Here is a 14,403-nt window from a genome sequence, read left to right on the forward strand (position 1 = left end):
AAACACCCCCAGGGAGATCGATATGATCGCGTTCATCGGCAGCATCATCACGTTCGTCCTCAGCGCCATTCTCGTCGGGGCCGTAACCGGCTTCCTCGGCCGGCTCCTGATACCCGGCCGCCAGGACATCGGGTGGAGGGCCACGATCCTCGCGGGCATCGCGGCCGCCCTTGCCGGTACGGTTGCCGCCCACCTTCTGGACTTCGCGGACGACGCCTGGATCGTCCTCCTGGTGCAGTTCGGCCTGGCCATCATCTGCGTGGGTGTCGTATCGAGATACCAGAACGGCAACCAGAGCGAGGCTGAGTTCAACGATGGGCGGACCGAGGTCCTGCCCCTTCCGAACACGGACCCGCGTAAGAGGTAGCGGAAAGTCCAGAAGACCAGGGCTCGGCACGTCACCCGGCCGGCCCGCCGCATTCCGGCTCGGGTAGACCAGAAGACCAGAGTTCGGCACGTCACCCGGCCGGCTCGGGTAGACCAGAAGGCCGGGGCCTCGGCACGTCACCCGGCCGGCCCGCCGCCTTTCGGCTCGGGTAGAGTTACCGACTCCAGCAGTGAACGCATCGAGGAGGTGGGACCCATTACCGCTGTATCAGGTCGGGTGCTCCCATCTCACGGCCGCGCGGTCCATCCGACATAGGTGACCGAGGGAGCGCCCACAGGCATCCCGAAAGGTTCCCATGTCGGTTTCCCCTCGATCCGTTGCTTCTTCCTCGGCTCTTTCTCGATCTGTCATCGTCACCAGGCTTCGGGCCGCCGGCTGTGTCTTCGCCGAGGACGAGGCGGAGTTGCTCATCTCCACGGCATCGACCCCGGACGACCTCGCCGCCATGGTGGAACGGCGAGTCGCGGGTCTGCCCCTCGAACACGTCCTTGGCTGGGCGGAGTTCTGCGGCCTGCGGATAGCCGTGAACCCCGGGGTCTTCGTGCCTCGCCGCCGCACCGAGTTTCTCGCCCGTCAGGCCACCGCCCTCGCCCGCCAGACCGCCGGCCTCACCGACCAGGTCGTCACCCCCGTACGACACCGGCTCGTGAGCCCCGTCGATCAGGCCACCGCCGCCGCACGCCCGGCCGCCGGTCCCGCCGGTCCCGCCGGTCCCGCCGACTCCACCGACTCCACCGACTCCACCGACTCCACCGACTCCACCGACTCCACCGACCAGGCTCGCGCCCGGCCACGCATCGTCGTCGTCGACCTGTGCTGCGGCTCGGGTGCGGTGGGCGCCGCGCTGGTCGCGGCGCTGGACCAGGTCGAGTTGCACGCCGTCGACATCGACCCCGCCGAGGTACGGTGCGCCCGCCGCAACGTCGCCGCCGGTCAGGTGTACGAAGGCGACCTCTACGAGCCGCTGCCCGCCCGGCTACGGGGCCACGTCGACATCCTGGTCGCCAGCGCACCCTACGTACCCACCGAGGCGATCGGGCTGCTGCCTCCGGAGGCCCGCATATACGAGCCGTGGGTGGCACTCGACGGTGGCGCGGACGGGCTCGACATCGTGCGGCGGGTGATCGCCGAGGCGTCAGAATGGCTGGCGCCGGGCGGCTACCTACTGGTCGAGACGAGTGAGCGCCAGGCGCCGCAGACCGTCGAAACCTTCACCCGCAACGGGCTGATCCCTCGGGTGACCAGTTCCGACGATCTGGACGCCACCGTCGTCATCGGAACGCTGAACTCCACCGTTGTCATCGGTACCAGGCCCGCCCTCCCGGAGGGCTCCGGCGGCTGACCCCGTCCTTCGGACCTGGGCAGTCGCGGGATCGACATCGAGGAGACCCGGCGGCCGCGGGCCGAAAGGCGAGGTGGATCCGCGGCGAGGTGCGAGCCTCGCCGCGGATCAATCCGCCGGTAGGTTCCGCACGACCGCCGAGGTGGAGGCCGTCGAGCTCGACGGCGGGAACGATCTTATTTCCGGGACTGCCAGGGGGAGGCGGAGCACAAACCGAGCTCCCGTGCGAGGCCCCTCTTCCACCACGAGCGTTCCGTTATGGACGACCGCGATATTACGGGCGAGAGGCAGACCGAGTCCGGTGCCGCCGCGGTCGCGATCCCGGGCGGTGTCCAGCCTGGTGAAGGCGTCGAAGACGCTCTCCCGATCCGGGGCGGAGATCCCCGGTCCATCGTCGGTGATCACCAGTTCGGCGCAGCCGTCGACGCGGCGCATCTGAACCTCGACGACCTGCGCCGCGTGCCGCTGCGCGTTGTCGAGCAGGTTCGTCAGTGCTCGGGCGATCAGAGAGGGGACGGCGTTCACCATGGTCGCCCCCGGGTCCAGCCGTACGTTCACCGTGATCTCATCGTCTCGCATGCCAACCTGCGTCCGGACGAGCTCGGCCAGATCCAGCTGCTCCCCCGCGGTGATCGTGCCGGTTTCCAGCTGGACCAGCAGAAGGAGATCGGTGATGATCCGTTGCAGGCGGTCGACGTCTTTGAGCGCGTAATCCAGCAGCTCGGGCATGGGGGTCTCACCCGGGTGCAGCCGGGCTTCCTCCAATTGGGCGCGGAGCCCGGCGACAGGAGTTCGCAGCTCGTGCGCCGCATCGGCGGCGAACCGCCGTTGCTGATCGCTCGTCTGTTTCAGATGGCTGCGAACGCAGTCCAGGATGTCGTTCACCCTGCCCAGCTCATACTGGCAGTCATGCAGGTTGGTCGGGCTTTTCATGTCCGGGCCCCCTCGGTCCCCTGACAACGTGGAAATCCCCAGTAGCTGTGCACGGCTCGCGGACCGCTGAGTCCAGCGTAGAACTCCGACATCCACAGACGTCATCTGGCCTGGAGACGAGCGATGGTCTCGGAGGATCGCCCGCGGCCGCAGGCCCGGTCCCCGGCGTCCTCGCCGTCATATGCGGGTGCTCGGCTTATTGACCTCAACTTTACTTGAGGTTACAGACTGGGCGCACTGTCCCCGCTGCTGGAAGAGAAGCCCTCATGATCCTTGTCACCGGAGCCACCGGCAATGTCGGCCGCCAGGCCGTGTTCCAGCTTCTGGCCGCGGGCGCCGACGTGCGCGCGCTGACCCGCGGCCCCGCGTCCGCGTCCCTGCCGGAAGGCGTCGAGGTCGTACGCGGAGACCTGGCCGACCCCGCCTCCCTGGACGCCGCCCTGGACGGGATCGAGTCGGTGTTCCTGGTCTGGCCCACCCTCTCGGCCGATCACGCGGCGCCCGCGACCATCGAGGCGATCGCCAAGCACGCCCGCCGCATCGTCTACGTCTCCGCGCGCGGCGTGTCCGATGATCTGGAGCAGCGGCCGGGCTCGATCCTCGGCTCCCATGCCCACGTCGAACGCCTGATCAGGAGGTCGGGGCCGGAGTGGACGTTCCTGCGCCCCGGCGGGTTCGCCGCCAACACCCTGATGTGGGCGGCGCAGATCCGGGACTCGGGCGCCGTCCGCTGGGTGCACGGGGCGGCGGCCAGGGCGCTGATCCACGAACGCGACATCGCCGCGGTGGGAGTGCGCGCGCTGACCGGCTCCGGCCATGGCGGTGCGACGTACGAGCTGACCGGGCCCGAGACGTTGACCCAGATCGAACAGGTGACCGCCATCGGCGAGGCGATCGGACGGCCGGTGCGCTGGGAGGAGCTCCCCTCGGAGGTCGCGCTGCGGGAGCTCGTCGCCCAGGGCATGCCCGCGGCCGTGGCCGAGGGAATCCTCCAAGCGCACGCCCAGATGGTGACGTTGCCGGAGTCGGTCACCTCCACGGTGGAGGAACTCACCGGGGCCCCGGCCACCCCGTTCCGCCAGTGGGCGGCCGACCACGCGGACGCCTTCCGCCCGGCGACCTGAGCAGGAGCGATCCTCACCTTCCGTACGGCGACGCGAGCGGGAGCGATCCTCACCTTCCGCCCGGCGACGTCGGTGGGAGCGATCCTCACGGGTCCGGGCGGGCGCTCTGTTACCTCGCCGGAATCCTTTGCACGTAAGCGATAGGTTGCTATCGTTTTTGTCAGATCGGTCAGGATGGTGAGTCATCCAGGAGGTTGCATGAGCGAGTCTTCGACACTACCGCTGCACATGCGGCGAGCGGAGTTCGGTCCCGATCCGGAGCTGGGAGCGCTGCGGGACGGGGAGGGGGTCAGGCGCGTCAGCACACCTCTGGGCATCGATGCCTGGCTGGTGACCCGCTACGAGGACGTGCGCACGGTGATGGGCGACGCCGAGCGGTTCAGCACCGCCTGGAGGGGCGGCATCCGGCTCCCCGGCGTCATGGAGATGAGCGACGAGGAGCGCGCCGAACTGCGCGCGGGCAACCTGCTCGCCTTCGACCCTCCCGAGCACACCCGTCTGCGCCGGATGCTGACGCCGGAGTTCACGATCCGCCGGATGCGCCGGCTGGAGCCGCGGGTCACCCGCATCGTCGAGGAGCACCTGGACGCGATGGAAAGCGCCGGCTCTCCGGCCGACCTCGTGTCCTCGTTCGCGCTGCCGGTCCCGTCGCTGGTGATCTGCGAGCTGCTGGGCGTGCCGTACGCCGACCGGGAGGACTTCCAGCGCACGACCAGCCGGCTGCTCGACGTCTCGGCTCCCCCCGCGGAACGCATGGCGATGCAGAGGCAGTCACGCGCCTACATGGCCGAACTGGTCGCCCGCGCCCAGGCCGACCCGGGCGAGGAACTGCTCGGCATGCTGGTGCGCGAGCACGGCGACGACCTGACCGCGAGCGAGCTCGTCGGCATCGGCAGCCTGCTGCTGCTCGCCGGTCACGAGACCACCGCCAACATGCTCGGGCTGGGCACGCTGGCCCTGCTGCGCCATCCCGAGCAGCTGGAGCTGCTCAGGAAGGAGCCCGAGCGCATCGACGCCGCGGTGGAGGAGCTGCTGCGCTGGCTCAGCATCGTCCACTCCGGCACCTCCAAGGTGACCACCACGGAGGTCGAGCTCTCCGGACACACCATCGGGCCCGGCGAGATGGTGATGTGCGCCCTGCCCACCGCCAACCGCGATCCCGCTCTCCTGTCCGACCCGGAGGCGCTGGACATCACCCGGAGCTCACCCCACGTGGCCTTCGGTCACGGCGTGCACCACTGCCTGGGCGCGCCGCTGGCGCGGATGGAGATGCGCATCGCCTTCCCGGCGCTGCTCCAGCGCTTCCCCGAGCTCCGCGTGACCGGGCCCGAGGCAGACTTCCGTTCCTTCCAAGCCATCTACGGCCTGGCATCCCTGCAGGTCGCGTGGTGACCGTCCCCGGATGACCGCATGCGAGCTGCTAGCGTTCGACACGTGCCGGAGCACCGACCCCGAGCCGATGCTCTGCGCAACTCCGACAGGATCGTCCGGGCGGCGATCGCGGCTCTGCGGGAGTCCGGCGTGGCCGTCCCCCTGGAGGAGATCGCTCGCCGGGCCGGCGTCGGGATCGCCACCGTCTACCGGCGGTTCGGTGACCGCGACGGTGTGATCCGGGCCTGCTTCGAGACGTACTTCGCCGAAGAGGTGGAGCCCCTCGCCCTGGCCGCCCGCGAGGCCGCCGACCCCCGCCGGGGGCTGGCCGAGGCGCTGGGCTCCATCATCGACACGCTGGCAGCCCATCAGTCCCTCCTCACCGCCGCGCGGGAGGTCGGCGCGTTCACGGTCGCCATCGCCGAACGGTTCGCGGAGCCGCTCGGCGAGGTGCTGGCCGACGCCCAGCGGCGCGGGCTGGTCCGTGCCGACCTGCTGGTCCGCGACCTGGCGGCGATCGTGGTGATGGTGCTGGCGACCGGCTACCGGGCGGACCACGACGACGCCGACCAGAGGCGCTACCTGGCGCTCCTCCTGGACGGCATCCGCCCATCGGCCGAGCCGCTCCCCCGCCCCTCGACCGCCCGTCTCCTCGGCGAGAAGGGCGGCCATCCCGCTCCCGGCGCCGGAGGGGGCGCCCACCTGTAAGGGAAGCGCACGCGTGAGAGGGCAGGCCCCTTGGAAAAAGCCCTCTCGTGTGAGCGGAACAGGCCGCCCGGAAGGCACTCACGCACAAGAGAAAGGAGCCGCGTGGCTCGGAGCCCTCCAGCTTCCGAGCCACGCGGCCCCCTCCCGGGCCGTACCTCCCATCGCGCCGCGCAGTGATCTGTCCTCAGCGAAACACCGGCACCCTGTCGTCCCGGCACCAGGAGATACGCACCGGCCGCCCGATCGGATTGGTCTGGCGGGAAAATCGAGGTCGCCGCAGGTAGGGGGCCTGCCACGGCCATGCGAACCGGGAACGGAATACGGACAACGACCGGTACGGAGCCCCGTACAGACAGGCAGTGGGCATGGACGACAGCGAGCCGCACGGCCCCCGACGGCGGGGCACGGACGACAATCGACGCGAACCCCGCCGACCGATGTGGCAACGTCATGGTTTGTACGCCCGGTACCGGACCGGCAGATCCACGGAGGTCGCACGTGAGCCTACTTCTGCGCAACGCCCTGGTCCTCGACGTGGTCAGCGGTGACTACACCGAGGGCGACCTGCGCTGCGAGGACGGCCGGGTCGTCGAGGCCGGCCACGGCCTGACCGCGCCGGACGCGCGAGTGATCGACGTCGACGGCGCCGTGGTCGTTCCCGGCCTGATCGACGCGCACGTGCACGTCACGGCGTGCACCGCCGACCTCGGAGCCCTCACCTCGCTGTCCCCGTCCTACGTCGCCGCGCACAGCGCGCGGATCATGGGGCAGATGCTCGATCGTGGTTTCACCACGGTCCGCGACGCCTCCGGCGCCGACTACGGGCTCGCCGACGCGCAGGCCGAGGGCCTGATCCGTGGGCCTCGGCTGCTGTTCTGCGGCAAGGCGCTGAGCCAGACGGGTGGTCACGGCGACGTGCGCGACCGCGGTACGGACAGGCACGACGACCACCCGTGCTGCGCCGGTCTCGGCCGGGTCGCCGACGGGGTGGACGCGGTCCGCGTCGCCGCCCGTGACGAGCTGCGCAAGGGCGCCCACCACATCAAGGTCATGGCGTCCGGGGGCGTCAGCTCGCCCACCGATCGGATCGACTCCACCCAGTACTCCATGGACGAGCTACGGGCGATCGTCGACGAGGCCGGAGCGGCCAACCGCTACGTCGCCGCGCACGCCTACACCGCGCGGGCCGTCAACCGCGCGCTGGAGGCGGGCGTACGGTCCGTCGAGCACGGCAACCTGCTCGACGACCGCAGCGTGGAGCTGTTCCTGCGGCACGACGCCTACCTCGTGCCGACCCTGGTGACCTACTGGGCGCTCAAGGAGGAGGGCATGTCCTTCGGGCTGCCGGAGTCCAGCTGGCACAAGGTCGACGCGGTGCTCGGCGCGGGTGTCGAGGCGCTGGAGCGCGCGGCGCGCGGCGGGGTGCGGCTGGTTTTCGGGACCGACCTGCTCGGCGGCATGCACCGGCACCAGAACCAGGAGTTCCGTCTGCGCCGCGAGGTGCAGGAGCCCCTCGACGTGATCCGCTCGGCGACCGTCAACGCGGCGGACCTCGTCGGCATGGCGGGCCAGATCGGCACGCTCGCCGTGGGCGCCCACGCCGACCTGCTCGTCCTCGACGGCGACCCCCTGCGGGACATCGGGGTCCTCGCCGAGCCGAAGCACATCCGCCACGTCGTCCAGGCGGGCAGGGTGATCTCCTCCCGATGAGCCCGTCCGGCGATTCGGAGAGATCAAGGCGGCGCCGCTTGACGGGGGGCCTGAGGCTCGCCCGGTATGAGCGGTGAGGCAGCATGGAGGGGTGAGCGAGGGTACGAACATGCTGGCGAAGCTGTTGGCCGCGGGCGACGTCGTGGTGCTGAGCGGAGCCGGGATATCGACGGAGTCGGGGATTCCCGACTACCGGGGGCCGAGCGGCGCCCTGAAACGGAACACTCCGATGACCTACCAGGCGTTCGTCGGCGACCCGGTGGCCAGGCGACGTTACTGGGCCCGGAGCTTTGTCGGGTGGCGGACGATGACCCGGGCGACGCCCAACAGCGGCCACCACGCGGTCGCGCAGCTCCAGCGGCGGGACCTGGTGACCGGCATCGTGACGCAGAACGTCGACGGCCTGCACCAGACGGGCGGCGCCCAGGCGGTCGTCGAGCTGCACGGCAGCCTGCATGACGTGGTCTGCCTGGGCTGCGGCGACCTGAGCCCGCGGGAGGAGCTGGACCGGCGCCTGACCGAGGCCAATCCGGAGTTCGGCGCCCTGGCCACCGCGGTCAACCCCGACGGTGACGCCGACCTCCATGACGAGGAGATCGACGGGTTCCAGGTGGTCGGCTGCCGGGCGTGCGACGGAGGGGTGCTGAAGCCCGACGTCGTCTTCTTCGGGGAGACCGTCCCGGCGGAGCGGGTGCGCGAGTGCTTCGACCTCGTGGAAGGGGCTCGCCTGCTCCTGGTTCTCGGCTCGTCGTTGACGGTGATGTCGGGCCGCCGGTTCGTACTGCGCGCCGCGAAGCTCGGCATCCCCGTGGCGATCGTCAACCAGGGCCCGACCCGTGGCGACGACTACGCGACGCTCACCGTCGACGCCCCGCTGGGCACGGTCCTTCCGGAGCTGGTCCGCCTCGTCGACGCGAGGGCCTGACCGCCGGCTCGCCGGGGGCCGATGAGCCCGCCCCCGGGGCAGGGGCCACCGGCGCACCCGAACCGGTGAGCCGCACAAGCCCACCGAAGCACCCGAACCGGTGAACCCGCCGCGTTGCGCTCCGGCGCATCCGCGCCGATGGGCCCGCCCCTGTGGGGCCCACCGGCGCGTGTCTCAGTAGGTCATCAGCAACCGGTCGAGGACCCGCGTGCCGAACTGCAGCGCGTCCACGGGCACCCGCTCGTCCACGCCGTGGAACATCCCGGCGAAGTCCATCTCGGCGGGCAGCCGCAGCGGGACGAACCCGAACCCCCGGATGTTCAGGTCGGCGAAGAACGTCTTGTTGTCGGTGCCGCCGGACAGGCAGTACGGCACCACGCGGGCGGTCGGGTCCTCCTCCTTCAGCACCGAGATCATCGTTTCGACCAGCGGGCCGTCGAACGTCGTCTCCAGCGCGATGTCGTGGACGAGCTGCTCGCGCCGGACGTTCGGCCCGAGCAGCTTGTCCACCGTGGCGAAGAAGTCGTCCTCCAGGCCGGGCAGGAACCGGCCGTCCACCACGGCGCTGGCCTGGCCGGGGATGACGTTCGCCTTGTAGCCCGCGGAGAGCATGCTCGGGTTGGCCGTGTGGTGCAGGGTCGCTCCGACGAACTTGGCCAGCGGGCCGATGGCGTCGATGATCGGCGCCGGGTTCTCCGGGTCGAAGGGCAGGCCGAAGGCGTCGGCCACCTCGGAGAGGAACCGGTGCACGGTCGGCGTCAGCGTGAGCGGCCACTCGTACGAGCCGATCCTGGCCACCGCCTTGGCGACCTCGGTGACCGCGTTGTCCGCGTTGAGCATGGAGCCGTGCCCGGCGGTGCCGTCGGCGACCAGCCGCATCCAGGCCAGGCCCTTCTGCGCCGTCTCGATCAGGTAGAGCCGCAGCGAGGGATCGACCTCCAGGGAGTAACCGCCGACCTCGCTGATGGCGTTGTCGACCCCGTCGAACAGCTCCGGGTGCTTGGAGGTGAGGTATTTGGCCCCGTGCTCGCCGCCGGCCTCCTCGTCGGCCAGCCAGGCGAAGACGATGTCGCGCCTGGGCTTACGGCCCTCGGTGACCATCTGCCGCAGGACCGCCAGCATCATGGCGTCCATGTCCTTCATGTCGACCGCGCCCCGGCCCCAGATGTAGCCGTCCTTGATCTCCCCGCTGAACGGGTCGACGGTCCAGTCGGCGGCGTTGGCGGGCACGACGTCGAGGTGACCGTGGACCAGCAGCGCGGGCAGGCCGGGGTCGGAGCCCTCGATCCTGGTCACGACGTTGCCGCGGGTCGGCGCGCTCTCCACGTAGGTCGCCTCCACGCCGACCTCCGCGAGCCTGGCCATGACGACCTCGGCCGCGGCGCGCTCGCCGGGGCCGCTGCCGTCCCCGTAGTTGCTGGTGTCGACGCGGATGAGCTCGGCGCAGAGCTCTGCTACCTCGGTCTCGGCGGGGGTCATTCGTACTCCAGGGTGAGCAGGCCCGACTTGCGCAGGTGTCCACGCTTGTAGGCACGGGTGATGAGGGTGACGTTGACGTCGGTGACGTCGTCGAGCGGGCCGAGGACCGTGGTGAGGAAACGGTAGAGCTCCGTCTCGTGGGCCACGGCGACCTGAACGATCATGGTGTGGGCGCCCGAGGTGGCGGCGCAGTAACGCACGCTCGGGTGCGCGGCGAGCGTCCTGCCCACCCTGTCCAGGCCGTGGGCGCGGACCGAGAGCCAGAGCTGGGCCTCCACCTCCAGGCCGAGCAGCATGGGCTCCACCTCCGCGCGCAGGTGCACGACCCCGCGATCGAGGAGCGCCGTGACCCGGCGGCGGGCGGTCGGCACGGACAGGTCCAGCCGCTCGGCGATCGCGGTGAAACCGATGCGTCCGTCGGCGGCCAGCAGCGCGACGACGTCCCTCTCGGCCGCGGTCAGCTCGACCCGTTCCGGCGGCGGGCCGGCCGACGGCGGAGCCGTGGCCCTCAGGAGCGTGACCTGCTCCTCCGTTAGGTACGGCGCGTGCCACTCGGCCACCGTCTGGAAGGCGTACAGCACGACCTGGGTCTGGGTCTGGGTGATCCCCGGTGTGGCGGGAATCTGCGCGGTCAGGACGTCGTGCAGGAGTTCCCTGGAGGGGACCACCAGCTCGCAGCCGACGTCGGCGCTTCCCGTGACCCCGTAGACCGAGCGGGTGTCCGGCCGCTGGGAAAGGGCCTCGGCGACCTGCTCGACCGTGCAGGGCCTGACCTGGACGTGCAGGTGGACCGGCGTGCCGAGCCCGCAGCGCAGCTCGTCGAGGATGGCGGTGACCCGTACGGCCCCGGTGGACAGGAGCCGTTGGAGGCGACGGGCCACGGTCCGTTCGTTCTCACCGACGGCGCCGCCGATCTCACCCCAGGTCGCGCGGGGGCTGACCTGAAGGGCCGCGACCAGGCGGCGGTCGAGAACATCCAAAGCAGTCACGAAGGCTCGTCTTTGTGTCGCAAATATAAAGAGATCTGGAGATGTTTGACCATTTCTATCATCGAGTCGCGCGGTAGGCCACCCGAGACCTCACCTGTCCCGCCTCGGCGGGGCGGCCGAGGGAGCCTACGCCGCGACACCGCCATCCGGGAGACTGAGGGGGTGACTACCGAGAACGCCCTTCCAGGTCCGCCGGCGACCAGCCCCTCCATCGTGCTGCTCACGCTGGCGCACCGGATCGAGTCCCAGCTCGGCGCCGCCCTCGCGCCGCTCGGGCTGACGGTCAGCAGGCTCGGTCTGCTCGGGCACATCACCGGCGTGCCCGGCGCGTCGTTCAGCGACCTGGCGCGCATGTCCGGGATCACCGTCCAGAGCGTCCATACGGCGGTGAAGGCGCTGTCCGGCGCCGGACTCGTCCGTGACAACACCGCTCGCGCCGGATCCGCCTCGGCCATCGAGATCACCCCCGAGGGCGAGCACCTCATGCGGGAGGCGATGAAGGCCGTGGCCGAGGTTGACGAGCAGCTGTTCGGCCCGGACGCCGACCCGATCCAGCGTCAGATCGCCGAGACCGTACGCACCGCGTTCGAAGGTCGTTTCCCGCGCTGACCTGACGGACGGGACGCCCAGATGGTAGGCCCCTTCCCCTCCGCTGGCAGGACGCCCTTCCCTCCACAAATCACAACCTTCAGGCAGGCTGAAGCATCTGATACGCTTCAGCCTGCCTGAAGGTTGTGGAGGGGAGAATTCATGGAAGGTTTATTGCTGTCGCTGCATGTGCTCGCCGGCATCGTGCTCGTCGGGGGCTCGGCCGTCGCGGCAAGCCTGTTCCCGCGCTATGCCCCGGTCACCACGAGCGTCATGGCGAGCGCGGCCGCCGTCGGCGCGCCCGTCGACCCGCAGCCGGAAACCTCGGGAGGCCGCAACCGGGCCGTGGCCGTCGCGATGCACCGCATCACCCGCGGATACGGCATTTTCGGCATCGTCGTGCCTGTTGTGGGAATCGCCCTGGCCCTCGTCCAGGGCCGGATGGGCGAGATCTGGATCAACATCTCCATGATCCTCACCGTGGGCGCAGGCGGGCTGCTCGCCCTGCAGATCTATCCGCGTCAACGCGACGCCCTCGCCACCCCGGACGACGGCAGGCAGCTGCGCACCCTGAGCATGCTCGCCGGAATCTACAACCTGCTGTGGGCGACCGTCGTGGTCCTCATGATCGTCCGGCCGGGAGCCTACAGGTGAGCACGGTCTCGGCACGTGAACCCATCGGCCTCGCCGGGTCGGCGCGGCGGTCGTCTGATACCGGCGTCTGCGACGAAAGGAGGAGCGCCCCTTCACGAAGGTCGTGCGATGTGACGGCGGGGGGTGCCTAGTCTCGGTCGTATGAGATGGAGCAGAGTCACCGCCCTCCTGCGCGCGGCCGTTCCATGGATGCTCGGGACGACGGTGTTCCTGCTGTCCTGGGCCTCCGCCGAGGGGTTCACGGGGACGCGCGCCTCGGTGGGAACGCCGGTCGTGCTCGTGGTCGCGGCCCTGTCGGGCGTGGCCGCCGGCCTGGCCCCGCGTCGCCACTGGCCGCTGTTCACCATGGCCGCCGTCGGCTGGGCCCTGCTCGCGATGTGGCCGGCCCCGCTGCTGGCGTCCTACCACGCCGCGGTCCTCGTCCGGCGTCGTGCCCACCTCGCCGGTTATCTCGCCGGGGCCCTCGCGGTCATGGGAGTGGGCATCCTGATCGCCCTCGACATCGGCGGGGTGCGCGCCATGAACACCGCGACCTCGGGGAACGCGGTGATAACAGCGTTGCTGCTGGTCGGGCTGCCGCTGACGGCCGGGTTGTGGCTCGACGCGCGCAGGCTGGCGTTCTCGGCCCTGCGCGACCGGGCCGAACGCCTCGAACGCGAGCAGGAGGCGCGCACCGAGCAGGCCCGGGCGCAGGAAAGGGCCCGGATCGCGCGGGAGATGCACGACGTCGTGGCCCACAAGATCTCGCTGCTGGTGCTGCACGCCGGGGCGCTGGAGGTCAGCACTCCTGACGACACGACCAGGGAGACGGCCACGCTCCTCCGCTCGATCGGGCGGGAGGCCCTGGTGAACCTGCGGGAGGTGCTGGGCGTGCTGCGCTCGCCGTACCACGCGGCGGACGCGATGCTGGCTCCGCAGCCGGTGCTGGAGGACCTCGACCGGCTGCTGGACCAGTCGCGTACGGCGGGTGTCCCCGTCACCCGGCACGACGAGGGCGACGTGCGAGCGCTGCCGTCCACGGTGGAGCGCACCGCCTACCGGGTGGTCCAGGAGGCGCTCACCAACATCCACAAGCACGCGGGGAACGCCGCTGCCCAGGTGACGCTGCGCTATCTCGGCGACCACCTGAAGGTGACGGTGAGCAACGACCCGCCGGAGCGGCGGGCCGACGCGCTGCCCGGATCGGGGACCGGCCTCGCCGGGCTGAGGGAGCGCGTCGAACTCCTCGGCGGCACGCTGGAGGCCCGTCCCCGACCGGACGGCGGGTTCGAGGTCCACGCCCGGATCCCGGTCGCCCCCGTGGGAGCACTCGCATGATCCGTGCGCTGCCGCCCCCGTGTTCTCACCGCCTCCGTGTTCTCACCGCCTCCGCGTTCTCACCGCCTCCGCGTTCTCACCGCCTCCGTGGAGGTGCCCGTACGCTCCGTGTTCTGGCTGCCCCGTGAAGGTTTTCGCATGGCCCGTGTTCCGATCGCTCCCGTGGAGATGACCGCATGATCCGTGTTCTGGTCGTCGACGACGAGTTCCTCGTCCGGACCGGCATCCGGACGATCCTGGAGGCCGCGGGCGACATCGTGGTCGTCGGTGAGGCGAAGGACGGTGACGAGGCGGTCGGCGCGGTCATCCGGCTCCGCCCCCACGTTGTGCTCCTGGACGTGCGGATGCCCGGCAAGGATGGTCTGAGCGCCGCGTCGGAGATCGGGCGGTTGCCCGATCCGCCGAAGGTCGTCATGCTGACGACCTTCGATCTCGACGAGTACGTCCATCCGGCGCTGCGGGCCGGCGCCGTCGGGTTCCTGCTGAAGGACACCCCGCCGCTCGAGATCGCCGCCGCCGTCCGTACGGTCGCCGCCGGCGAGGCCATGCTCTCGCCGTCGGTCACCAGGCGGCTGATCGGCACGTTCGTGGAGCGAGGCCCGGACCGGGCGAAGCTCGCGCACGACCGCCTCGCCCAGCTCACCGACCGTGAGGGTGACGTCGTCCAGGCCGTGGCGCGGGGGCTGTCCAACGCCGAGATCGGGCGCGAGCTGGCCATGTCGGAGGCGACCGTGAAGAGCCACGTCAGCCGCGCGCTGGCCAAGCTCGGGCTGAGCAACCGGGTGCAGGCGGCGATCCTGGTCCACGACGCCGGCCTGCTGTGACCGCCCGAACCGCCCGCCGGACCGTTTCCGGCGGGCGGTCCTTCATCTGCG

General features: G+C 70.6%; 14 protein-coding genes. 11 read left to right on the forward strand and 3 right to left on the reverse strand.

Going from position 1 to position 14,403, the window contains the following annotated elements:
- The first annotated feature begins 22 nt into the window (after nucleotides 1–22).
- Nucleotides 23–367 (forward strand): GlsB/YeaQ/YmgE family stress response membrane protein, encoded by a 345-nt coding sequence (locus DKM19_RS42795; RefSeq protein WP_204358478.1) that lies wholly within the window; start codon nucleotides 23–25, stop codon nucleotides 365–367.
- Between the two features lie 316 nt (nucleotides 368–683).
- Complete coding sequence (locus DKM19_RS51325; RefSeq protein WP_204358479.1) at nucleotides 684–1,730, forward strand: putative protein N(5)-glutamine methyltransferase; 1,047 nt, start codon at nucleotides 684–686, stop codon at nucleotides 1,728–1,730.
- Between the two features lie 108 nt (nucleotides 1,731–1,838).
- On the opposite strand, the gene DKM19_RS42810 is transcribed toward DKM19_RS51325, so the two are convergent.
- Entirely contained in the window at nucleotides 1,839–2,663 is an 825-nt protein-coding gene (locus DKM19_RS42810; RefSeq protein ID WP_162642189.1) for a cell wall metabolism sensor histidine kinase WalK, read from the reverse strand.
- 266 nt (nucleotides 2,664–2,929) lie between these two features.
- Here DKM19_RS42810 and DKM19_RS42815 point away from each other — a divergent pair, with 266 nt between their 5' ends.
- The 5 genes from DKM19_RS42815 (at nucleotide 2,930) to DKM19_RS42835 (ending at nucleotide 8,501) form a co-directional block, all read left to right on the forward strand.
- A complete protein-coding gene (locus tag DKM19_RS42815) occupies nucleotides 2,930–3,787 on the forward strand; it encodes an NAD(P)H-binding protein (protein WP_110704167.1) in 858 nt (285 codons plus the stop codon).
- A 198-nt stretch (nucleotides 3,788–3,985) separates the two neighbouring features.
- Entirely contained in the window at nucleotides 3,986–5,179 is a 1,194-nt protein-coding gene (locus tag DKM19_RS42820) for a cytochrome P450 (protein WP_110704169.1), read from the forward strand.
- A gap of 42 nt (nucleotides 5,180–5,221) precedes the next feature.
- Nucleotides 5,222–5,866, forward strand: coding sequence for a TetR/AcrR family transcriptional regulator (locus DKM19_RS42825; RefSeq protein ID WP_239513898.1), 645 nt, complete (start codon nucleotides 5,222–5,224; stop codon nucleotides 5,864–5,866).
- A 450-nt stretch (nucleotides 5,867–6,316) separates the two neighbouring features.
- Nucleotides 6,317–7,576, forward strand: a complete 1,260-nt coding sequence (locus tag DKM19_RS42830; RefSeq protein ID WP_110704174.1) for an amidohydrolase family protein — start codon at nucleotides 6,317–6,319, stop codon at nucleotides 7,574–7,576.
- Nucleotides 7,577–7,667: 91 nt separating this feature from the next.
- Nucleotides 7,668–8,501, forward strand: coding sequence for an NAD-dependent protein deacetylase (locus tag DKM19_RS42835; protein WP_239513900.1), 834 nt, complete (start codon nucleotides 7,668–7,670; stop codon nucleotides 8,499–8,501).
- Nucleotides 8,502–8,675: 174 nt separating this feature from the next.
- Here the strand turns inward: DKM19_RS42835 and DKM19_RS42840 are convergent, their stop codons facing one another.
- Nucleotides 8,676–9,980, reverse strand: a complete 1,305-nt coding sequence (locus DKM19_RS42840) for a M20/M25/M40 family metallo-hydrolase (RefSeq protein WP_110704176.1) — start codon at nucleotides 9,978–9,980, stop codon at nucleotides 8,676–8,678.
- Entirely contained in the window at nucleotides 9,977–10,969 is a 993-nt protein-coding gene (locus DKM19_RS42845) for an Lrp/AsnC family transcriptional regulator (RefSeq protein WP_110704178.1), read from the reverse strand. The genes DKM19_RS42840 and DKM19_RS42845 overlap by 4 nt, the downstream gene beginning before the upstream one ends.
- Before the next feature lie 162 nt (nucleotides 10,970–11,131).
- On the opposite strand from DKM19_RS42845, the gene DKM19_RS42850 reads away from it, so the two are divergent.
- The 4 genes from DKM19_RS42850 to DKM19_RS42865 all read left to right on the forward strand — a co-directional run bounded on the left by DKM19_RS42850 (nucleotide 11,132) and on the right by DKM19_RS42865 (nucleotide 14,352).
- Nucleotides 11,132–11,578 (forward strand): MarR family winged helix-turn-helix transcriptional regulator, encoded by a 447-nt coding sequence (locus tag DKM19_RS42850; RefSeq protein ID WP_110704180.1) that lies wholly within the window; start codon nucleotides 11,132–11,134, stop codon nucleotides 11,576–11,578.
- Between the two features lie 141 nt (nucleotides 11,579–11,719).
- Nucleotides 11,720–12,211, forward strand: a complete 492-nt coding sequence (locus DKM19_RS42855) for a hypothetical protein (RefSeq protein WP_110704182.1) — start codon at nucleotides 11,720–11,722, stop codon at nucleotides 12,209–12,211.
- Between the two features lie 141 nt (nucleotides 12,212–12,352).
- Nucleotides 12,353–13,528, forward strand: a complete 1,176-nt coding sequence (locus tag DKM19_RS42860; protein ID WP_110704184.1) for a sensor histidine kinase — start codon at nucleotides 12,353–12,355, stop codon at nucleotides 13,526–13,528.
- 176 nt (nucleotides 13,529–13,704) lie between these two features.
- Entirely contained in the window at nucleotides 13,705–14,352 is a 648-nt protein-coding gene (locus DKM19_RS42865; protein WP_110704186.1) for a response regulator transcription factor, read from the forward strand.
- Nucleotides 14,353–14,403: the final 51 nt, after the last annotated feature.

Origin of the sequence: Streptosporangium sp. 'caverna' (assembly GCF_003203775.1) — a bacterium.
In the GTDB taxonomy this organism is placed as follows: domain Bacteria; phylum Actinomycetota; class Actinomycetes; order Streptosporangiales; family Streptosporangiaceae; genus Streptosporangium; species Streptosporangium subroseum.